This is a genomic window from Parasphingorhabdus sp., assembly GCF_036963805.1.
Taxonomy (GTDB): domain Bacteria; phylum Pseudomonadota; class Alphaproteobacteria; order Sphingomonadales; family Sphingomonadaceae; genus Parasphingorhabdus.
The window spans coordinates 13,904-35,325 of the sequence record NZ_JBALUN010000012.1 but is presented as its reverse complement, the minus strand read 5'-3'; the positions used below and the strand labels follow the sequence as shown (position 1 = coordinate 35,325).

The 21,422-nt window shown below is 57.8% G+C and carries 22 protein-coding genes and 2 pseudogenes; 12 read left to right on the top strand and 12 right to left on the bottom strand.

Going from position 1 to position 21,422, the window contains the following annotated elements; genetic code table 11:
- Positions 1-118 precede the first annotated feature (118 nt).
- The 3 genes and pseudogenes from V7676_RS16790 to V7676_RS18885 all read left to right on the top strand — a co-directional run.
- Positions 119-283 carry a hypothetical protein gene (locus V7676_RS16790; protein WP_335660762.1) on the top strand — a complete coding sequence of 55 codons (165 nt, stop codon included), beginning with the start codon at positions 119-121 and terminating at the stop codon, positions 281-283.
- Between the two features lie 449 nt (positions 284-732).
- Positions 733-921 carry a hypothetical protein gene (locus V7676_RS16785; RefSeq protein ID WP_335660761.1) on the top strand — a complete coding sequence of 63 codons (189 nt, stop codon included), beginning with the start codon at positions 733-735 and terminating at the stop codon, positions 919-921.
- A pseudogene (locus V7676_RS18885) lies at positions 891-1,229 on the top strand (DUF3768 domain-containing protein); the annotation flags it as partial. The gene V7676_RS16785 and the pseudogene V7676_RS18885, both read left to right, overlap by 31 nt.
- A 267-nt stretch (positions 1,230-1,496) precedes the next feature.
- Here V7676_RS18885 and V7676_RS16780 read toward each other — a convergent pair.
- Entirely contained in the window at positions 1,497-2,648 is a 1,152-nt protein-coding gene (locus V7676_RS16780) for an IS110 family transposase (RefSeq protein WP_335660760.1), read from the bottom strand.
- Here V7676_RS16780 and V7676_RS18880 point away from each other — a divergent pair.
- The 7 genes from V7676_RS18880 (at position 2,604) to V7676_RS16745 (ending at position 6,687) form a co-directional block, all read left to right on the top strand.
- Positions 2,604-2,810: a DUF3768 domain-containing protein gene (locus tag V7676_RS18880; protein ID WP_442955461.1), complete on the top strand. Its 207-nt coding sequence runs from the start codon at positions 2,604-2,606 to the stop codon at positions 2,808-2,810. The two genes, V7676_RS16780 and V7676_RS18880, sit on opposite strands and share 45 nt — an antisense overlap.
- A gap of 13 nt (positions 2,811-2,823) precedes the next feature.
- Positions 2,824-3,021, top strand: coding sequence for a hypothetical protein (locus V7676_RS16770; protein ID WP_335660759.1), 198 nt, complete (start codon positions 2,824-2,826; stop codon positions 3,019-3,021).
- A 137-nt stretch (positions 3,022-3,158) separates the two neighbouring features.
- Positions 3,159-3,656: a hypothetical protein gene (locus tag V7676_RS16765; RefSeq protein ID WP_335660758.1), complete on the top strand. Its 498-nt coding sequence runs from the start codon at positions 3,159-3,161 to the stop codon at positions 3,654-3,656.
- Positions 3,657-3,683: 27 nt separating this feature from the next.
- Positions 3,684-4,253, top strand: coding sequence for a hypothetical protein (locus tag V7676_RS16760; protein WP_335660757.1), 570 nt, complete (start codon positions 3,684-3,686; stop codon positions 4,251-4,253).
- 212 nt (positions 4,254-4,465) lie between these two features.
- The gene (locus V7676_RS16755; RefSeq protein ID WP_335660756.1) at positions 4,466-5,524 is read left to right on the top strand and encodes a Fic family protein; all 1,059 of its coding nucleotides are present in this window, start codon (positions 4,466-4,468) and stop codon (positions 5,522-5,524) included.
- A 256-nt stretch (positions 5,525-5,780) separates the two neighbouring features.
- Positions 5,781-6,119 carry a single-stranded DNA-binding protein gene (locus V7676_RS16750; protein ID WP_335660755.1) on the top strand — a complete coding sequence of 113 codons (339 nt, stop codon included), beginning with the start codon at positions 5,781-5,783 and terminating at the stop codon, positions 6,117-6,119.
- 103 nt (positions 6,120-6,222) lie between these two features.
- Positions 6,223-6,687: a hypothetical protein gene (locus V7676_RS16745; RefSeq protein ID WP_335660754.1), complete on the top strand. Its 465-nt coding sequence runs from the start codon at positions 6,223-6,225 to the stop codon at positions 6,685-6,687.
- Between the two features lie 215 nt (positions 6,688-6,902).
- Here the strand turns inward: V7676_RS16745 and V7676_RS16740 are convergent, their stop codons facing one another.
- The 3 genes from V7676_RS16740 to V7676_RS16730 form a co-directional block, all read right to left on the bottom strand.
- On the bottom strand, positions 6,903-8,420 hold the full coding sequence (locus tag V7676_RS16740) for a type IV secretory system conjugative DNA transfer family protein (protein WP_335660753.1): 1,518 nt from the start codon (positions 8,418-8,420) through the stop codon (positions 6,903-6,905).
- A 3-nt stretch (positions 8,421-8,423) separates the two neighbouring features.
- Positions 8,424-8,672, bottom strand: coding sequence for a conjugal transfer protein TraD (locus V7676_RS16735; RefSeq protein WP_335660769.1), 249 nt, complete (start codon positions 8,670-8,672; stop codon positions 8,424-8,426).
- A 64-nt stretch (positions 8,673-8,736) separates the two neighbouring features.
- Positions 8,737-9,018, bottom strand: coding sequence for a conjugal transfer protein TraD (locus V7676_RS16730; RefSeq protein WP_335660752.1), 282 nt, complete (start codon positions 9,016-9,018; stop codon positions 8,737-8,739).
- Positions 9,019-9,193: 175 nt separating this feature from the next.
- Between V7676_RS16730 and traA the strand changes: the two genes are divergently transcribed.
- Both traA and V7676_RS16720 read left to right on the top strand, forming a co-directional pair.
- A complete protein-coding gene (traA, locus tag V7676_RS16725) occupies positions 9,194-11,725 on the top strand; it encodes a Ti-type conjugative transfer relaxase TraA (protein ID WP_335660768.1) in 2,532 nt (843 codons plus the stop codon).
- Entirely contained in the window at positions 11,722-12,210 is a 489-nt protein-coding gene (locus tag V7676_RS16720) for a hypothetical protein (protein WP_335660751.1), read from the top strand. Before traA ends, V7676_RS16720 begins: the two co-directional genes overlap by 4 nt.
- Positions 12,211-12,311: 101 nt before the next feature.
- Here V7676_RS16720 and V7676_RS16715 read toward each other — a convergent pair.
- From V7676_RS16715 to V7676_RS16680, 8 genes and pseudogenes are all read right to left on the bottom strand, one after another.
- Positions 12,312-13,042: pseudogene (locus V7676_RS16715) on the bottom strand (IS5 family transposase).
- Between the two features lie 137 nt (positions 13,043-13,179).
- Entirely contained in the window at positions 13,180-14,523 is a 1,344-nt protein-coding gene (locus V7676_RS16710; protein WP_335660750.1) for an APC family permease, read from the bottom strand.
- Entirely contained in the window at positions 14,520-15,923 is a 1,404-nt protein-coding gene (locus V7676_RS16705) for a peptide MFS transporter (protein WP_335660749.1), read from the bottom strand. The genes V7676_RS16710 and V7676_RS16705 overlap by 4 nt, the downstream gene beginning before the upstream one ends.
- The gene (locus V7676_RS16700; protein WP_335660748.1) at positions 15,916-16,284 is read right to left on the bottom strand and encodes a nuclear transport factor 2 family protein; all 369 of its coding nucleotides are present in this window, start codon (positions 16,282-16,284) and stop codon (positions 15,916-15,918) included. The genes V7676_RS16705 and V7676_RS16700 overlap by 8 nt, the downstream gene beginning before the upstream one ends.
- Before the next feature lie 143 nt (positions 16,285-16,427).
- Positions 16,428-16,880: a hypothetical protein gene (locus tag V7676_RS16695; protein ID WP_335660747.1), complete on the bottom strand. Its 453-nt coding sequence runs from the start codon at positions 16,878-16,880 to the stop codon at positions 16,428-16,430.
- 62 nt (positions 16,881-16,942) lie between these two features.
- On the bottom strand, positions 16,943-18,325 hold the full coding sequence (locus V7676_RS16690) for an MFS transporter (protein ID WP_335660746.1): 1,383 nt from the start codon (positions 18,323-18,325) through the stop codon (positions 16,943-16,945).
- A complete protein-coding gene (locus V7676_RS16685; RefSeq protein WP_335660745.1) occupies positions 18,322-18,909 on the bottom strand; it encodes a VOC family protein in 588 nt (195 codons plus the stop codon). The genes V7676_RS16690 and V7676_RS16685 overlap by 4 nt, the downstream gene beginning before the upstream one ends.
- A gap of 247 nt (positions 18,910-19,156) precedes the next feature.
- Positions 19,157-21,223: a hypothetical protein gene (locus tag V7676_RS16680; RefSeq protein ID WP_335660744.1), complete on the bottom strand. Its 2,067-nt coding sequence runs from the start codon at positions 21,221-21,223 to the stop codon at positions 19,157-19,159.
- Positions 21,224-21,422: the final 199 nt, after the last annotated feature.

The following is a 21,422-nucleotide window of genomic DNA, read 5'->3' as shown; positions in this document are numbered from 1 at the left end:
GATCGCATCGATTGGCGGTCCCTGGTCCTTCATCGGTAGGTTCTTCGCGTTCATAGCTGCGTGGATCGGACTCAACAGATACGTTCTGACAAAGGACGGGGAGTTTGGGTGGGCGGACATGCAGAGTTCTATTGGCGGGACGCCGTGGCATTACGTGTTGATTCCATACGACACGATTGCCGAGAATATGACATTGGATTTTCTCTTAAAACAGTTTGGTCAAAGGTTTTTTGCGCTGCCCGTCGGCAACCCGCTCTATGCGCTGCGCGCACCAAGCCTATAGTCTTGGCCCTTCGGGTGACCATCGGGAGCGCAGGCATAATGAGCGGGATTTTCTATAGTCGCTCTCTTTCTCGCTACGCTCCTTGAGGGTGCTGCATTTTTGAACTGACCCGCTGGCACTCTCGCCTCTCGACTGACCGGACGCCCGCTGGCCCACAGACCCGCGCGCAGGACGTCCGTCGGCGTCGCGCTGTGCAAGGGTGCCGTTGCCTGTGCCGCGTTGCGGCGGAGGGAGGCTGATCGCCTCCGTTCATTTGATTGTGGGGGAACGCCAAGGGCTTTGCCCTCTCGTTCCCAAAGCAGAATAGCCGCCCCCGTGTGGCGGTCGCTGCGCGCCCGCTGGCCCGCGCCAGGGCGTCGATTCAGCTTTCCCTCCCCCTCCCATCCTCGCCGGAAGGCAGAGCCGCATGTCGCAGACAGTGCGGCTTTCAGCCCAAGAGGAGACAGAAAATGTGTGATTTGCAGTTGATGTATCGTGAGTGCGGGGCCGAAACCCGCGACGATTATTTGCGCGGCATTGCCAACGAGAACGGCTTGCCGATTGCCTGTGTCCGCAAGATTGCCGACCGGCTTGGCGAGCGCGAAGATTTCGGGGCTTTGATTCTGATATGCGAAACCCGCAGGGGGCGGGTGCAATGAGCGCGACCCTTGCTAGCCAGCGCGAGCGGACGGCGCGGATTGCCCGATTGAATGATCGGGCTCGGCAGGCGATGGGGCTGGCCTGCACCGCTTTTGTGACAGTCGGGTTTCGCTCGCTGCCCGACGCCGACCAGTCCCGTGTCCGCGAACTGATCGAAACCTATGACGCCTTCGATGAGGACAGCGACCCGCACGGCGAGCGCGATTTCGGGGCCGTCTATCAGTTAGGCGATGGCCGTTGGACGACCGACCGTCCGAGGGTGCGCGACGACGAGCGCGAACGGGTGTTCTGGAAACTGGACTTGTATGAGGGTCAGTTTGTCAAGGTACATTCCTTTATCATTGCAGGCAGATCAGCTTTTTTCGTTCCAAGGCCCATAGATGCACAATCCGTGCATAGACTTGTATCCGGTCGGGATCATCGTCCCGCACCACAATCCGTATTCACATCCTTGGATCGAGCAAAGGCGGATGCGGACCAAACTACTACTGGGCGTTTTTCAGGCGCCATCAATCTTCCCGGTCACACATCACACCAACCCGCGCTTCCTATCAAACCTGTTGCAACTTTGGCTTCAGGTCGCGCGGAGCTCGGCACCTTGCGGAACCAGACCGGTTTCCACAAAGCGCCAAAGGGCAATCAAGAGTTTTCGCGCCAAGGCAATAATGCCGATTTTCGCCGAACGTTTTCCACGCCCTTTGTAGCGGTCACGATACCACTGCGACAGTTCGCTAGCGGGCTGATAGCGCAGCCAGCACCAGGCGAGTTCCACCAGCAGAACGCGGGTTTCGTGATTGCCCGCCTTACTGATCCCCTGATCGCGTTCCACGCTGCCACTGTTATACGGGCTGGGTGCCAACCCGATAAACGACGCCAGTTGCCGCCGATTGTCAAACTGGCGGCAGAAAACCTCGGCGACCAGCATCGTCGCGCTGTTCGAGCCAATCCCTTTCAATTGCTCCAGCCTGACAGCTTTTTCGGCACATGGGAACGACGTGGTCTCACTCGTGATCGCCTGCGCTCTATCGGCTTCGACCAACTTGATCTGGTCGTTCAGCAGTTCCAACCGGGCAAAGCAGCGTTCGATCTGCCGCCGCTGATGTTGCTCCAGCGGTCTGCCATCGCCGGTGCGCATGTCGTCCAGTTGATCGGCCCACTTGCCGCCCCAGATGGCCCGCACCTCGCGGACGCCATGCAAGGCCAAAAGCCCACGGATGCGGGAGATGATCCGAGTCCGCTCACGCACGAGATCGCTCCGTTCGCGCATCAGGCGGCGCGCATCTTCTTCCTCCGGCGTTGGAACCGCAACCGTCCGGCAAACGCTCTTGTCGCCAGCGAGATACGCCTTCAATATGCCGATCATGGCTTCGGCATCAATGCGGTCAGTCTTGACCCGCTTGCCGCGCCGCGAAACCAGAAAGCTGGCAGGGTCGAGAACATAGGTATCGATCCCGTTCGCCAACAACATTCGCGCAATCCAGAATCCGTCGTAGCCGATCTCAAAGCACAGGCGGATCGCCAATGGCCCCTTAGCCTTGCGGGCGGCACGCTCTTTGAGTTTTTGCAAATGGTCAAGCAGCGCCGCGCTGTCCCCGGCGGGAATCGTGCGCAGCGAAGGCCTCGCACATTCGGGGAGCAAAGAGGCCACAAGCCAACTTCGCTTGCTCAGTTCAAGGCTCACATAAATCGGGGCCGGTTCGATGTCCGTAATCTTGTCGTCGTTCATAATCTCTTCTCCTTCCGTCGAGCACCTCCATCAATCTGCCGCAGGCAAACCAACCTGCATAGGATCTATTACGACCGCGATTTGCGGTTCGGCAGCGAAGACCCCGCCAACTCCGCCGTCACACGGCGGGTGCTGACCATCATGCTCGCCGATGAATATTGAGCGGAGGCAGACAATGGCCAAGCGCAAGACATTACCGCAGATCACGCTGCCCGACCCCGACCAGATCATGATGGCGAGTGTTGCCCCCGTCAGCATGGGGGAGCGGCTTGGCTGGCTCGCCAACCAGCCGATGATGCAGCCCCGTCGCGCACAGCGTCCGCTCGATATCGGATTCTGGAATCCGATGCGCGATCAGATCGAGATGTTTTGAACTTTCGATCTCCGATTCATGATGATCGGAATACCAATCAGATAGATTGGTATCTTTTGCTGTTGCAATCATCACGAATCACGCTAGAGACGAATCAGCGTGATTAGAGCGTTGATTGATACCAAAGGATACGAACAATGACCAATTCAGGATTTTTGCTGTCCACAGCGGCCTTTGGCGGCCTTACTCCCTCCGCCCAGCAAGAGGTGCTTTTAGCGATGGGCCTCAGTGGCATCGGCCCAAGCAGTGCGGCCTCTCCGGCATCAAAGACCGCGCCGCGCACCATTGATGATGATGGCCCGGCAGAGCTGACACTCGCCTTTGTCCGCAAGCTCACGGACAAGCTAAGTGATAAGACTCTGAATGCGTTGAAGGTGATCGCCCAAAGCGACACCCCGCAGTTTCACATGAAAGACGTCATCGACGCCACTAGCGGGGCTGATGACTATATGGGTATGCGAGGTGTCTGGTCGGCACTTACACGGCGCACACGCAACATTCTGAATGATAGCGACGCTGATCTGATCTGGTGGGTTGGCGAGCAAATCAACGATGCTGACGGCAACTATGTCGATCATGTGGGGGAAGTTGCTGCGCTCACCCACGAGTCTCTCAAAACCCATTTCGGCATCTGACCTATCAAGTTGCAAAGGAATTATCTCATGCCGATCAAATCACATGGTGTGGATTACCGTCGCCATTCCATCAAAACCATGAAGTCAGGTGATGCGTGGCAAGCCAAAGCCTTTCGCGGAACGGTGGCTATAGGAGAGACCGTTACGGCTCCCACCAGAGATTCCGCTATCCTCTTTGTGAAGCGCCAACTGGATGAAGCCGCTGCTAAGCAACGGGCGATGCGCGGGGCCGATGGCTTTCCGACCGTGGATGAGGTTCGCGCCGCTTTGCCGCACCTGAAATGTAATAAGGCGCAGGATGCCATGCTGGCCGCTCACCTCCAGGCACCTGGCCATGTTTTAACGGCTACACATCTCGCCCAAGCTGCTGGTTATGACGATTATGTCGTCGCCAATGCACAGTATGGGCAGCTAGGCCGCGCCTTGGCGGAGGAGCTGGATTGGGAACCTCAGGAAAAAACGGCGGGCAAAACCGTTTGGACGTTCACACTTGCGACCGACGCAGACGGCAAAGCCCGCGAAGACGGTGAGGAAATAGCCGGGCATTGGCGCTGGAAGCTGCGGCCTGAAATTGCCGCAGCTTTGTCCAGCCGGTGATGCAGACAGGCTTGGCGGCACTCGGTTCCCGTTCGGCCCACCCCGCAATTTCGCGGCCCGTCCCTTGGGACGGGCCAAGGCCGATTGCGTTGGCATCCGGCCTCCACTGGCGCGGTGGCTTATGGCCACCGCGCCGATGAGCGAAGGCCTATGGATATTTATGGGTCGATTTGCGGATACAGTTGCCTTTATGGATATTTATGGGTATAGATATGGATATGCCCATCAACACTGCCTCGCTGACGATCACGCCGCAAATGCTTTCGCTGATCGCGGAGATCGACGAATTCAAAGGCGCATGGCGCGCGCTGGGGACGCTTGCGCCTGATCGCCTGTCGGCACTGCGGCGCGTGGCGACGATTGAAAGCATCGGCTCTTCGACCCGGATCGAGGGGAGCAAGCTGTCGGACAGTGATGTTGAGCGGTTGCTTTCCAACATCGAAATCCGCCACTTCGCCACCCGCGACGAGCAGGAAGTGGCGGGATACGCCGAAGTGATGGAAACGATCTTCGCCTCGTTCGACGCGATTGAGCCGACCGAAAACCATATCAAGCAACTGCACCGCGACCTGCTGGTTCACAGCAGCAAGGATGCGCGGCATCGCGGCGCTTACAAAACCAACACCAACCATGTCAGCGCCTTCGACGCCGACGGCAAAGAAATCGGCGTCGTGTTCGAGACAGCTACGCCGTTCGACACGCCGCGATTGATGTCCGAGCTGATCGAATGGGTGAATGAGACGCTCGATCAGAAGCAGCTTCACCCTTTGCTTGCCATTGCCATCTTCATCGTGGTCTTTCTCGAAATCCACCCGTTTCAGGATGGCAATGGCCGCTTGTCGCGAGTGCTGACCACCTTGCTGTTGCTGCGCAGCGGCTATGCCTATGTGCCGTATTCGTCGCTCGAAAGCGTGATCGAAGCGAGCAAAGAAGGCTATTATCTGGGCCTGCGGCGGACGCAGGGAACAATCCGCAGCGAAGCGCCCGCATGGGAGCCGTGGATTGTCTATTTCCTCCAGTCGCTCCGGCAGCAAAAGACCCGCCTTGAAGCGAAGATCACCCGCGAGCGATTGATGGTCGAGCGGTTGCCGGAACTTGCCGTGCAGATTCTCGAACTGGCGAAAGCGCATGGGCGGATCACCAACGGCCAGGTTGTCGATGTGACGGGCGCAAACCGCAACACGGTGAAAAAGCATTTGCAAATGCTGGTATCGGCCAGCCATCTTGTCCAGCACGGCAGCGGCAAAGCGACATGGTATAGCCGCGTCTGACAGCATCGGCGCAGCAGGCACCGATGAACCGAAGTAGGATTCTGCAACCAACTCCCCGACCGCGATCAGCCCCTGTCCTTGATTGACGGACGTTTGGCCGCTTGCACCGCCTTCATACCCGCAAGCAAAAAACCGGCGCGTCGCGCCTACGGTTTCCACATAAGCGGAGCCTCCGTTTTTTGGCTGGCGCGCAGGCGGCGCGCGGCCCTGTCATGTCCGTCAGGACATCTCGCCTGACACGATCAGGAGACAGACAGTGCAGAACATCGTCGAATTTCACATCATCGGACGGCTCGGCAGGATCGACCCCGCCAAGAACGTCACCCACATCTCGGTCGCCACCAATTACAACCGCCGCGAAGGCGAAACATGGAAGTCCGATCCGCAGTGGCATCGCGTCACCCTGTTCGGCAAATTGCGCGACCGGCTCGCCAAAACCACAATCGGCGATCTTGTCCGCATCACTGGGCGCATCGGTCAGTCGAGCTACAAGGTCGAAGGCCAGACCCGCTACTCGGTTGACTTGATCGCAGACGGTTTCGCGATCCTCGCCAAAGCCAAAGGCAAGTCAGCAGACGGTAAAGCTGGCGAATGAACATCCAGCGGGGCGGCTTTGCCGCCCCGTTTCTTTTGCCTAAGACTGATGTTGGGTGGTTAGCGGGCATTGACATGTGCCACCCAAAGAGCGAGTTTGAAGTGTGAAGTCCTTCAGCTCATTCCTTGTGCTTGCTACGACGTTAGTGCTGACTGGGTGCGCCCATGCGCGTCAGCCCAACTGCCCCGCTCCGGTTAATGCCAGGGCCGAGATCGACCGGACCATCCATGATTTCTTCGATGCGCTTCGCAAGGATGACGAGGCGTCCTTCAAACGCCTTACTACCGAATCCTTTTACTCGTTCGATGTTGGCAAGCGTTTTGAAGGGACCGAGCTTGTGGATGTAGTTCGAAACGCTCACGCTCAGGGTGTGCAAATCAATTGGTCCATAGGCCCGATAGATACAAAGCTGAGCTGCGATGTGGCGTGGTCCGCTTGGGAGAATGTTGGCAGCGCCGGGATTCCACCCGACCTTCAGCCTGTCCGCTGGCTTGAGTCAGCTGTAATCGTTCGCGAGAACGGGAGCTGGAAAATCGACTTCTTTCATTCGCAGCGAGCGGCCAAGTAATAAGGAAAATACCAACTGCCGACCGCTTCTGGGTCTATTCTGTTGAAAAACTCCGTGCGCAATTTTCTCAGACAACATTCAAAGCTCATACCGTCTGCCTTTGCAGGAATGATTCACGAACGGCTGCTCGTCCGAACCATTGTTGCTGAAAATTCGCGGTAGGAAGGTCAGTGATGAGTTTTTCAACAGAATAGGGTCGAAAAAAGACATAGCCTTCAAGCAGCATCAAACATCTCCGCAAACTCCTTGTCGGCATAATACCGCAGTTTCCTAACAATCAGCGGACTCTCCCCAACCCGCATGAGCAGCAGCGTATCGGGCGCGAGTTTCATAATCTCATTGGGGTCCATGAGATTGCGGGTGGCGAGATGCTGGGTCTTGCTCAAGGACCGTTCAGGGTCTTTGAGCATCACATCCTTCTGACTCTGCCCACCGGTTTCATAGGTGATGGTTTCACGGCCCATTGTTTTCGACAGCATATCGGCGGTTTCATAATCATTAACCCCGAACGCTTGCAGGACACCGGCATTGGACAGGAACGTCCCCGCGAGCGTTCCATAGAGGCTGCGTAGTTGATGAATGTCCTGCAAAATCGGCCAGAGTTGCAACCCGTAACCCGCCATCAGACCCATTGCGCGCTCGATAGGTTGCAGCCGTCCGAGCGCGGCAAATTCATCGAGCAAGAACAAGACAGGGCGTTCCGGCTTGGCCGACGACCGCGCCATTTCATTGATGGCTTGCGCCACAAGCAAGCGCAGCCAGCGCGAATAGGTGTCGAGCCGGTCAGGCGGCAGGATCAGGAACACCGTCGCCACTTCGTCCTTGAGATCGGCAAAGGCAAAATCAGACCCGCCCACCACAGCGGCGATACGCGGGCTATCCAGAAAATGCGTGTGCCGCTGCGTGCCCGACAACACGCCCGCCGCTTCGCGGTGCGATTTGCTGAGGTATCTGTTAGCGGCACGCGCGATCAATCCGCTCGCGCGGTCGCTGGCCTGCATGACAGTCAGCAACGCGGTAAAATCATCGGGTGCGAGAGTCAGATAATCCCGAACACTGGTCAGGTTGCGATGTGCAACATCATCGTGGCAGACGACATAAAGGATGATGCCCGAGATCAGCGCTTTGGCCTCTTCGTTCCAATGCGCTTCGGTTTCAGCTTCATCGAACACCAGCGCATCGGCAAGCGTCATCGCATCTTCGGCCAGATCGAGGCTTTTGGCGTCAAGCCGGTCGAGCGGATTGTAACGCGCGCTTGTCTGTCCAGAGATACCGAACGGATCAAGGCAATGCACGGACCCGAACGCCTCGCGCTGGCGTAGCGTCACAAGGGCATTCTCCCCTTTGGGATCGATACAGACCACCGACCGATTGGCGGTGAGCAGATTGGGGATGATCGTGCCGACACCTTTGCCCGAGCGCGTCGGGGCGATGGTGATGAGATGGGCAGGGCCGTCATAACGGAGCAACCGGCCCAATGTATCGCGACCGATCAGAAGATCGCCTTTGCTCTTTGCCAGCGCGTTCACATCAGCGCGCGATCCGAACTGGGCGGAGCCAAGCGTGGAATCGGGGCGGGCGAGCCGGACCTTGAGATAGATGCCCCCGATCCACAACGCGAGGCCACCAATCAGGATTAGCCAGAACGCGGTGTGCGTTTTGGGCAGCCACCACGCGATAACCAGCACCCCGGCGAAGATCAGCAACGCGCATCCGAGAAGCCGACCTTTCACCGATCAATCCTCCCCGCCGGAAGCGTTCGCCAAGTCTGCGACTTCCGCAGCTTCGGCATCGAACGCCCGCTTGCCCCGCCGCTTCCATAGCGCCAGCGCATTCACCGCGTCATCGCCCCCGGCACGTCCGGCGAGATCAAGCATCGCCCCGTAAAGGGTGGCGCGATCATCACCGACGAGTTCGACCAAGCCCGATTTCTGGACGAGGCCGCCCAGTTCGATCAGGTGCCTTGTCCGCTCGCGTCGCTCCACCACCCACTCCCTTGTGTCAGTGCGGCGCTGGCCTGATTCAGCCCGCCGCCGCGCTGCCGTATTTCTAGCCAGCGCCTGTTCCGTCGCCACCAGCAGGCCCATTACCTTTGCGCCCGCGTGACTTGAGAAACATGGCACCATCGGCGCGCCAGCTCTCCTTCACGGAATCGACCTGGGCTTCCACCACACCGTGCCGGAGCATTCCGGCGATGACTTCGAGATCGAGCGCGTCGGCTCCTGTTGCAACCACGAGCGCGCCAAGCTGCTCGACTTTGCGCGCCTTGATCGCCTTCGCCTTGTCGCGAAGCGCGGTCAGTTCAGCATCATAATCCCGGACTTTGCGCATGGCGCACCTCCGATTAGTGGTAGCATTGGATGCAGCGTAAGCGCGAATCACGCCGCAAACAACCATGCCATTCCAAAAGTGAAGCAAGTCACGCCAAAAATGGCGAAGACAGTTTTGAGTGCGCGCTTATACGTTGTTGCCAACGTCGCTTGAAAATGAGAGATTGCTTAGCGTAATGGCAATCTACCATTTCTCTGCAAAAGTCGTGAGCCGCGCCAACGGATCAAGCGCGGTTGCATCGGCTGCCTATCGTGCCGCTGAACGGCTAACTGACGAACGCCTAGGCCGCGATCATGACTTCACCAACAAGGCCGGTGTCGTCCATTCTGAAATCATGCTGCCAAACGGCACGCCGGAGCGACTCGGCGACCGCGAGGCGCTGTGGAACGCGGTCGAAGCGGGCGAGGTTCGCAAGGACGCGCAGCTTGCGCGCGATGTCGAATTTGCGATTCCAAGGGAGATGAATGAGCAAGACGGTACCCAATTGGCGCGAGATTTTGTCGCACGGGAATTTGTAGCGCGCGGTATGATTGCCGACCTCAATGTCCATTGGGACAAGGCCGCCGATGGCAGTCCCAAACCCCATGCCCATGTCATGCTGTCAATGCGCGAAGTTGGTCCGGACGGCTTTGGCCAGAAGGAGCGCGACTGGAACAGCAAAGAGCTTCTGGGTAGTTGGCGTGAGAGTTGGGCCGATCATGTGAACACCCGCATGGCCGAGCTGGGAATTGATGCGCGGGTCGATCATCGAACATTGGAAGCGCAGGGCATTCCGCTTGAGCCGCAGCACAAAATTGGTGCGGCAGGATCACGCCGCGCCATCCACGGCGAGGACGCCGAGCGCGCCGACGATCATATGCGGATCGCGCGGGAGAACGGCGAGAAGATCATTGCCGATCCGGCAATAGCGTTGAACGCGATCACTCATATGCAAGCGACGTTTACCAAGCGCGATCTTGCCCAGTTCGCGTTCCGGCATAGCGACGGCAAGGATCAGTTCGATGCGGTCATGGCATCGGTGCGCAGCTCACCCGAGCTTGTTGCGCTGGGCAAAGACGGGAAGGATCAGGAGCGGTTTACCAGCGCCGATATGATTGCGGTGGAAGAGCGGCTTGGGCTGTCGGCATCGATGCTGGTCACGAGCGAGCGCCACAGCGTTGGCGACCACTACCGCCATGCTGCGCTTGATGGCGCAGCCGAGCGCGGGATGATTTTATCGGGCGAGCAGCGCGATGCGTTCGATCATGTCACCAGCCAGCGCGGTCTTTCCTCGGTCGTCGGATATGCCGGGAGCGGCAAGTCGGCAATGCTAGGCGTTGCGCGGGATGCTTGGGAACGCGAAGGCTATAATGTGCGCGGTGCATCGCTATCGGGCATTGCCGCTGAAAATCTGGAAGCCGGTTCGGGCATTACGTCGCGGACAATCGCAAGTCTTGAGTATCAGTGGAAGCATGGCCGTGAACAATTGAGCGAACGTGATGTGCTGGTCATCGACGAGGCGGGTCTGACCGGAACCCGCCAGATGGAGCGGGTGTTATCATCGGCGCGCGATGCAGGCGCGAAAGTTGTTCTGGTTGGCGATCCTGAACAGTTGCAGGCGATTGAAGCGGGGGCGGCATTCCGGTCGCTCGCCGAAAACCACGGCGCGGTTGAGATCACCGAGATTCGCCGTCAGCGCGACGACTGGCAGCGCGGTGCGACACGAGCACTCGCCACCGGACGGACGGGTGAGGCGATCCATGCTTATGGTGAAAGCGGCATGGTTCACAGCGCTGAAACACGCGAGGATGCGCGCGCTGAGCTTGTTGAGGGCTGGAATGATGCTCGCACCAATGACCCAAGCAAAAGCCGTATCATCCTCACCCATACCAATGCCGAGGTGCGCGACCTCAATATCGCCGCCCGCGAGAAGCTGCGCAGTCATGGCGAGCTTGGGAATGACGTGAACGTGTCAACCGAACGCGGCAACCGCGACTTTGCCAGCGGCGACCGGATGATGTTCCTGCGCAACGAGCGCGGCATGGGGGTTAAGAACGGTACGCTTGGCACGGTTGAAGCCGTCTCCCCCGGACATATGGCCGTCCGCACCGATGACGGGCGCAGCGTGGCGTTTGACCTCAAAGACTATGCCCATATAGATCATGGCTATGCCGCCACCTTCCACAAATCGCAGGGTGTGACGGTCGATCAGGCGCATATATTGGCCACGCCGGGAATGGACAGGCATTCGGCCTATGTTGGCCTCACGCGCCACCGTGACGAGGTGCAGCTTCATTATGGCCGCGATGATTTTGCCGATCAGAGCAAGCTGGTCCGTACCCTGTCGCGCGAACGGGCCAAGGACATGGCGGGCGATTATCCGCTTCCAGACGCAGCCGCGCGCGGTTTTGCCGAACGGCGCGAGTTTCGGTTTGGGGAGGTTGCCCGTGATATGGTCGTCAAGGCGCGTAACTTGATCGCTGACCCTGACCGGATTGAAGCTTTGCGGGGCCGTCTCGACAAGGCGCTGGGGCGCGAGCCGTCAATAGCGCCGGAAGCTAAGCGCGGCGCGGACAAAGAACCGGAAAAAGGTCGCGATGCCAATTCTGCCGCGTCGCGCCTACACGCCCGCATGGCCGAACTGGGCAAGCAGGTGCGCAAAGATGATGAGCGAGATCGTGATCGGACGAAAGATCGAGACCGCGACCGTGGAGGGCCAGGACGATGAGCGACGAACAGGACGACCCGCTATTGCGATTGCTGACTGATATTGCCGAGGGGGTGGCTACATTGGCCGCGCGGATGGATGCAATGGAAACAAGAGCAGCGGAGCATCAAGCGCAGGTGAATGAGGCGCTTGCCACCATCGCCGAAATCGCCACGCGCACATATTATGCCAGCAAGCCGGCCAGCGCCTTGCCGAATGATGTTATCAACGCGACCGTTATAAATCCCATGATCGAACGGTGGCCACTCGAATGGACAACAACGTTTCCATCGTCGGAATTTAAGCTGCTCAAAGAGTTGGGATCACTGAGCGTCGCAGAGATAGAGGCGCAACTTAGACAGCGGGCAACTATTGCAGAGGATGCAACTAACGCCCAGCGCATTCGTCACGCACGGGCATTGGCGATGCTGAAAGAAGAAATGGACAGGCGATTCAAAGCCCATGAACAAGGCGAAGAGCGTGATGCACCGGGGCGGAGCCGATAACAGACATAGTGCTAGAAAACTGCTGCCTTAGAGTGCGCCACTGCCAGTCGATTGGCCGAGGAAGGTTGGGGCGCTTGTTTTTAGGACCAGTGATCCTTTTGCTAGGCATCGTGGACAAAGGGTATCCAGAGTTTGATTGAAGCGAGAGCAACGAAGCCAAGGTAGGATTCTCTGGTTTTGTCGTATCGGGTGGCAACGCGCCGCCAGTTCTTGAGTTTGCTGAACAGGCGCTCGACGAGATTGCGCCAGCGGTATTTCTCGCGGTCATGCGGGATGTGGATGCGGCGGTTGCTCTTGGCCGGGATGACCGCTTCGACACCGGATGCGGCAAGCTCTGCGCGGATGGCGTCGGCGTCATAGCCCTTATCCGCGAGCAGTGCCTCTATTCTGTCGCCCAGCATCCGGAATAACGGGCCAAAGCCCTGCACATCATGCGTCTGCCCCGGCGTCAGGACGAAGCCGAGCGGCCGACCGTGTCCATCGCAGCGCGCATGGAGCTTGGTGGTGAAGCCGCCGCGCGACCGGCCAAGCCCCTGGGTCTCTTGATCCCCCTTTTTAGCCCGACGGCGCAATGATGCGCCCGGACCACCGTGCTGTCGATCATGTCGGCGCTGGTATCGCGCTCCACCATCTCGGCCAGCGTCTCCAGCAAGGCATCGAACACACCGCTCTCGACCCACCGCCGGTAGCGCCGGAACACGCTGTTCCACTTGCCATATTCGTCGGGCAGCAGACGCCATTGCGCCCCTGATCGCGCCATCCACATCATGCCCTCGAAATACGGCCGGTTGTCTCCCGCAGGCCGACACCCACGGCCACGCTCCGGCGGCAACAGCAGCCCGATCAGCGCCCACTCTTCGTCCGATACCCCAATCCGCTCGCCCAACGCCGCCTCCAAAAGGCAGCCTTGAATCAACCTCCGAGTCTCAGGTCAAGCTTTGTCCACGATGCCTAAAGCAGTCATATTCGTTAAACCCGTGTTTGGCGGCGGCTGTGAAGGAGGATGCCGACCGGAATGCAGATGGCGATCAGGCCAATCATATAAACGCCGCTGATCGGATCGGCGGCAATGAAGGCAATCAGCAGCAACACGCTGATCACAAGTGCCAGCGCTGGCAGGACCGGATAACCGACTGCGCGGAACGGCCTGGGCAGATCGGGCTGGCTCCGGCGAAGGGCGAAGAAGGCGGCAAAGTAGAGGGAACTGGCAAAGATCGACAGCGCCCCAGTCAGCTTGAACACGAAGACGAAGCCACCGGACCAGATCAGCGGAAAGGCAATCAACGCCGAAATGGCTAATGCCACGGTGGGGGTGCCGCCGCGATTGACGCGCGTCGCGGACTGAAGGAACAGCCCATCGCGCGCCATTGCAAACAGGATACGCGGCGTTGGCATCACAATCGAATTGAGCGTGACCAGCGCCATGATTGTCGCGATCAGAGCCACAATGATATTGCCTGTCCGCCCGAATACCTGCTCGATTACCAACGCCATCGGCAATTCAGACGCGCGCAATCCGGCGATGTCGAGCGCCTTGAATAGACTGAGATTGACCAGCAGATACACGCCGATAATGACGAATACCGAGGTGAACAGCGCGCGCGGGATGTTCCGGCCGGGGTTCTTGTCCTCTTCGGAAAAGTAGATTGGTCCGAACCAGCCGTCATATGCGCCGAGGATGATCTGGAGCGCGGTTACAATAGCGATGAAACCGGCAATGCCGCCGGGCAGTGCCGGGACATAAGCTGCGGCCGACGAAGATGGCGCAGCGACAGGATCGATCAGGAACGCGATACCTACGACCGCGCCCAATAGGCCGAGTTTAATGGCCGTACCGATAATCTGCATCCACTTACCTTCCCGTACACCCGCCCAATTGGCTGCTGTCACGGCGATCAGGATTGCCGATGCCGCCCATGGCACATGCGCGGCAACCCACGGGTTAATGGTGCCGAGAAAATCTGCGCAGGCGATCGCGACGGCAGTCGTTCCCGCCACATTTGCCAGCCAGTTGGTCCATCCCGACAGCAGACCCATCGTATCCCCGAAGGCGGCATGAACCGCGACATAATGCCCGCCCGCCTTTGGCAATGCCGCACCAAGTTCGGCAGTGACATTCGCTGCCAACAGAATAAACAGCCCCGCCACCGCCCACAGCGTCATCGCAATCCAGAATACAGGCACCTCGTTCACGATCACGCCCGGTGCCCGCATGATCCCCGTTCCGATAACCCCACCAACAGAAATGGCCAGCGCAAAGGGCAAGCCAAGACGCTTTTGGAGGTGGTTTTGAATGGGTTGTGGTTGTGTCATGCGGGTTGCTTTCGAAGAGCGAAATCCGGTTCATGGGCCATGTCCCTATCCAGCGCCCGCGTCAGCATGGGGCCGAACACGAAATACAGCGCAGCCCCGAACCAGCAGGCGACAGCGTTGAGTGCCCAGAACAGCGCCGGGTCCATCGTCTCGTAAAAGCGCGAAAAATAGCCAGCGATGATTGAGCCGAAGAATACGACCAGATAAGCCGCCGCCATCATTCGAGCGGCAATTTGGCGCGGGGCATAGCGCGCCATGATCGCCAGCCACGTTGGCCATGACCAAGTAAATGCGACGCCCGTGATGAAATAGGAGAGCACCGGAAAGACGATGTTTACCGAACCCGGTCCCTGAACCGCTGATCCAATGGCTAACAGCATCGTGCCTGCGCCGTACATCAGACCCCCAAAAACCATCTTATTATTGTCGCTCTGCTCTCTCCCGCGCTTTGCTTGCCAGCGCCAAAAGCCAATCGCCGCAAACGCGCCTAGGACCGTGCCGAAGGAGTTGATCGAGACGAACCATGCCACCGGCACCGGCCCGAAAGGCGTTTGCAAATCGACTGCCGCGTCGATCCAGACCATGCCCATATTAAACTGCTGATCATAACCTGGCCCCAGAAGCACTTGGAATACCAGAAAGATCATCAATATTCCGACGCTGCGCCAATCTGCCGTTGTGAGTTTGACAGATACGGCAGCCGTGCGCGTCAAATGCGGTTCTTCGGGAAGATGTGGTAGCCCCTTCAGGTATACGCCAAGCGCCACCAGCATCAACAATCCGGCGGTGCTAAACCCGACATGCCAGCCATAGATTTGCGCCAGCAATCCGCAGGCCAGCGGACCGCCGATGGCACCGATATTGATCGCCGTGCTGAAAATGACGAAACCGCGTGCGGGTCTGTCATCGTCCTTTGAATAAAGCTGTCCCACCTGCGATGCGATATTGCCTTTGAGCGCGCCCGAACCCATGATCAACAGCATCAGGGCAATCAGGAAACTCTGATCCAGCGCCATTGCCGCATGGCCTGCGGTCATTAGCAGTACGCCAATAATGACCGTGCGTTTCGCGCCCAGCCAGCGGTCGGCTATCCAGCCGCCAATCAATGGCGTGAAATATACTAATCCGGCATAAAGCCCGAAGGTCTGCCCGGCCAATGCAAGTGGAGATAGCGGCCCGTATGCCCCTTCGAGCAGCGAGCGATACCAGCCCATGCCCGCGACATGTTCGATATGGCCGGGCAGGAACAGCTCCTGCGTCATATACAGCACCAGCAGCGATTGCATACCGTAAAAGGAAAACCGCTCCCACATCTCGGTGAACGCCAGATAGGCCAGCCCGCGTGGGTGACCAAGGAAGACGCTGTCTTGTTCTGCGGCTTTTATGGTAGAATCACCCATAGAAAAATCTTTCTTCGACAATCTGCCCGGCGCACACCGTATAGGTGGCGATTTCGCTGAAGGGTTCGCGCGTGCCGGTGGCACGGCGGGTGATTTCCATGTCGATAAAAAGCGCAAACTGATCGCCGGTGATGAAGGGGCCGTCGATTAGCAGTTCGCTCATCGCATTGGCCTCCAGCCATTGGGTTAGCCGAGCGATTGCCGCAGCCTTGCCCGTGGCGGTCGCCGGTTCGTTTGATTGGTTTTGGGCGGGTTCAAAGCACGCAATGTCATCGGCCCAATATTTTTCCGCTGCGACGAGCGGCTCGCCTGCTGCCACTAAGGCGGCATAATCATTCGCAATGTCGGCGAGACTTTGCATGGGCGTATCTCCCGGAGCTGACAGGGCCATAATGAAAGGATAGCCCGGCGGGTGACGGGTCGCATTCTCACCCGCCGGACCGGGTTGCGGTCTGGCCGGTCAACGCAAAGGGTTGCACTGTCCGGCCAGACCAAGCGCTGAAATTACCGGATTTTCGCTTCCTGTAGCGTCATGGAACCTGTGACCTTGCGGAATTTTGCCCGATTGCCGGATTCTGCATCAAGCTGCGCGTTGGTTCTTTTGTCAAAAGCTTCCCATTCCTTGTTGCGCTTTTCAAATTCAGCGCCGCTCGGCATGGAGGGGAAGGTCTGCGTCAGGTACATCATCGGCTCACCATCGCGGCGATCGATATTATAGTAGATTTTATAGTCGCTGATCCAGCCCTTGGATTTGGCAAAATCCTGATTTTTCTTCCACTCTGTGGCAAGATAAGTGGCGTATGCGGTTCCGCCTCCGGCCTCAAGATAGATACCGGTCATGGTTGTGTAATCACCGGCTACAAGCGGAAAATCATCTGCCATTGCGGGCGTGGATAGCGCGAGCGGCGCGGCCACAATCATGGCAGTGGCCATCATCATAGTTTTAATCAGTTTCATCTTTCTTCTCCTGTTATGTGCCGCCCCGGAATTGGGGCAGCGTCTGCAAAAATCGCGACCGGTCAGGCGATGACGGGCTGTGGTAAGCGGGCTTTGTCCTCTGGCCGTGGTTCGGCGCTGTCACGGGCGGGGAGTGTTTCCTTTCGCCCCAATCCGGCGAAAAGACAGGCCGCCATTCCCACAGCGATTGAGATCGCGGCGACCAGAAAGGCGGCGTCATATCCATAGCTGTCGATGATCTGGCCATGCGCGCCCGCGCCAAAGGACCGCGTCAGGTTGGGGATCGCCATGAACAGCGCAAACATGCTGGCTGCGACGGCGGGATTGGTGAGGTTCATCGACCACGCGACGAAGACAACGAAAGCTCCATAAATCCCGGCCCAAAAGACCACGAACCAAAGCTGCATCGCCAGCGTGCCGAATTGGCCCGCTCCGAAATATCCGGACAAGGCCAGAAATGCGCCTAGATTGGCCAGCAGCATCATCGAAGTGAACAGGACAAAGAAACGGGCCGTGCCAAGGCGGCTGACCATTGGTCCAGCGACAACCATAATCATAATCACCGAAATAAAGCCGGTAATACTGGAGAAATTGGTGAAATATGCGCTGCTCCAGCCCAGTTGGGATACGCTGTAACTTGGCCCGAAAACATCCGCCATCCCGACGCCGGAGTATATCATCCCGACGCCGGCAAAATACAGCAATGTGCGCCAGCGAAACAGGCCGCGAAGCACTTTACCGATGATCGGCAGCCACGGCTCCCCGCCCCGTGCAAGATTTTCGGGCGAGGCGGTTCCAGCCGTCCACGGCAGCAACCGCTCACCAACGCGCTCCCGCAGCAGTGTGACCATAATAGTTAGCACGCCCACCAGGAGCGCACAGGTCAGCGCTGTCAGTGCGACCCCGCCATAGACTAGCGTGACCCCCGCAAGCATTGCCGAAGCGGAAATCCCGACCGCCTGACCGCCGCTCATGAAGGCAGTGATCCGCTCGCGCTCTTGCTCAGGCACCAGATCGACCGCCATGCCGTCCACCGCGACATCGTTAAAAGCCGAACACAGCAGAAGCGTGAAAATCAGTGCGGTAAGCACGGCAAGGTCTGTTGGACCGGGGTTCAGCGCTGCGGTGACTAGCAAAACCGCGATCATCACTGCCTGCGAGCCGATAATCCATGCCCGCATCCGGCCCATCGGCCGATAGCAGAAACGGTCCATGAGAAGCCCGTTCACCAGTTTCAAGGACCACGGCAGCATCACGATGCCGATAAAAGCTCCTATTTCAGCCGCGCTCGCGCCATTGGCCGCGAGCCATGCGGGGATAGCGACCTGCGCCAGTCCAAAAGGTATGCCTTGCGTGACATACAATAGGAAGAACGCCCACAGCCGTAGGCGGCGGTTTTCGGACAGGGCGGGGAGCGTAGCAAAAGGACGCAAGAACATAGTCATTGCACCATCCCGGCCATCATCGCCCCGCGAATGGGTGAGACTTCTCCGGCCATGTCGATTTTCAAAATATCCGCTGCGCTTTCTCCGCCGCGCAGCCGGACCAGCCAGTCGTCTGGGTCATATTCCACTCCAACCGGATTATCCGCTATCTGCTCGCTTTTGAAATAGGCGGTACATTCTTCTTTGGTGGCAAAGCAATCGACGGCAAATTCCATTTGATTGCCATCGGGGTCGGCATAATAGAGCGATGCGCTCATCCCGTGATTCACCGCCCAATATGGCGTGATGCCATCGGCCTTCAGTTCAGCATAATTTTCCAGCAATGCGGAAAGCGAGGGCATGTCCCACGCCACATGATCGACCCCGATCATCCCGCGATCATCAGGATCATCCTCGCCCGGACGGATCACGCCAAGATCGGCAAAAGCGAAACGGTGATGCTCGTGGTCAAATGTGAGGAAGGCCAGCGCCGGGTTTTGATATTGCACTGTCGCGCTGAACACTTTCTCATACCATGCCAGCATTTCTTCAAAGCGGCGCGTGCGGTAAACGACATGGGCGAGCTGGGTTGGTGATGTGGGCATTGCTGATTTCCTAATCAGGCAAGCGGCATCAGAATGAGGCTGGCGGCGATACCTTTGGCTACGATGAAATGCTTCATTTGCGTTCTCCCTATCTTCAGGCACAGTTCTCCGGGCTGCGGAAACGGTGGTTGCCGGTTCCGTTCAAATCACCAGTTATGTCTGCTATCTCAGTGCGCTATAGATGCGCCCAAATGTAACTTTGGGTCAACGGCGCTACCGTCAATAAAGCGTCAATAATGATCTGGATTCAGGAGGAAGGTGCCGGGAGCAGGTCCGGCCAGCCATATTTGTCCCATGCTGCGATCAATCCGATGCGTTTTGCAAAGTCCCAAAAGTCTGGATGGATTCGCGTTTGACGGATCGGTTCGATATCGGCCCAGAGCGACATCAGCCCGACCATATTGGGCGGCGTAATCTGTTTCCCCAAAGTTTTGAAGACCATCGGCGCATAGCCCATCCAGATGGCAGGCCAAACAATGGTCGGATCACACGGGTCAGGAAGAGAAGCATGGAGCATTTCCAGCATCTGGCAATATTGCGCCCGGTCTTCCTCCCGCCCGCTGTGGATACCCTTGGCCGCGAGCAGCCAGTAAGCGTCCATTGCTTCTGGCGTCATTGGCGTGGTTCCGGCGGGCAGAAAAATCACGCTGTTCATTAGCAACCGGGTTTTTTGATATTGCTCTACGGCAAGGTCATGGTCGCCCGATGCCGCAGTTGCCGCTGCCAGATGAAGCGACGGTTGACCAAGATCAGCCATACGTTGCCCCGCATGGATTGCCGCATTGATATTACCAAGATTGAGGTGGGCAACACACAGCATACCGTAATTCCGTCCATCGACGGGATCTTGGTCTATTGCCGCCTGTATATAAGGCAGCGCCTGCTGTGTGCGCCCGCAATAGAGAAGGAACGACCCCAAACGCATCACGACAGCCGGATTTTCAGGCTCCATCCGATAGGCCTCAAACGCCAAATCGAGTGCGCCCACCGCGTCATTACGGGTCCATTGGTAAAGGCCAAGCATTGCTTTGGCATGGCCCTGTTTTGGCGATAGCTTAATGGCCCTTTTCGCACATTCGGCCATCCGTTCCACTTCGCCAAGTTTATCTAGGCACGGCGTGTAAACCGCTGTGTAAACATGCGCTTCGGCCAGCGCCGTCCAGCATTCGGCAAATTCAGGGTCGATTTCCAACGCCTGTTCCAGCAATTCAATCGCCTTGCTTAGAACGCCATCGCCAATTGCACGTCTGGTTAAGGCCCGCCCTTGCAAGTAAAGGCCATAGGCCTCTTTATTATCCGTCATCTGGCGAACATCGGGTTCCTCTATGTTTAGCTTGAGCGCGCGCCCTAATTCCCTTGTTATCGTCTTCGCAACTTCTTCGCGCGAGGCAAACATATCGTCGATCGTGCCATCATAGCTGTGGCTCCAGCTTTCAAAGCCGGTTTGCCCGTCAATCAAGCGGACATTCAGGTGCACATCCTCATTTTGCCGCTGAACCGAGCCTTCGACCAGATAGGACACGTGCAGGGTGTCTGCAATTTCCGGCAATGTCACTTGGGCATCTCTAAACTGGAACGATGATGTCCGTCCCGCAACCAGAAGCTGAGGCACTTGCCCCAAAGTCGTAATCAGCTCATCTACAATTCCGTCGGCGAAATACCCTTCGCTATCCTCGCTATCTTGCGAGGCAAAGGGCAAGACCGCAATCCGCGTCTTGCCGCTGTGCAGATCGGACATGATGACGCGCGATGAAGCCGGATGTCTCACCATCCACGCATCCAGCAATTTGTCATGTTCGGTCAGATTATCCGATGTCTTTAATTTGGCCAACGCTGCGCTTATTCTCGTCTGCAATCTTTGTTCGGTCGTTTGTCTTCGCTCGGCAAGCCAGATTTCGAAATCCTCGCCGAAACTCATCTGATCGAGAATTGGCTTGCCACCAATTGCCGAGAGTAATTCTGTTGCTTGCGCCGATTGGCCATCATCAAGCGCACTTTCCAAATCGGCTATGTCGGAGCGCACCATCTTGGCATTGAGTCCAATCCGGCTGCGCGAAACTTCGAGAAGATCACAGCCAAGCGGCTCGAATATCTTGCCGAGGCCTAACAAGCATTGCCGCAAGCTGGCGCGTGCCTGGGCTTCAAAACGCCCGGTCCACAACAGCTTGCAAATATGGTCTCGTTCGAGAGCTGCACCGGGTTCAAGCAAAAGCATCGCGAGCAAAGCGCGAGCGCGGCGATTGGCAATCTTGATCTCTTGCCCGTCATTGGACAGCAACTGAAACCCGCCAAAAAGCTTCGCCTCCAGTGGCATGAAAATTCTATCCCCCCATTTGCTCCACACATAGGACGGCGAACAGCGCCCATCGATATTCCTAACTATCAATATCCGTAGGGTGGTTCGTAAAAAATTGGAATAACATAAGAAACCTATGCAAGTCTGTCTTCCGTTCTTCGCTACTGATCATAGCCAAATGGTCTAGATCATTTTGTAGCATGCCGGCAACCCGATC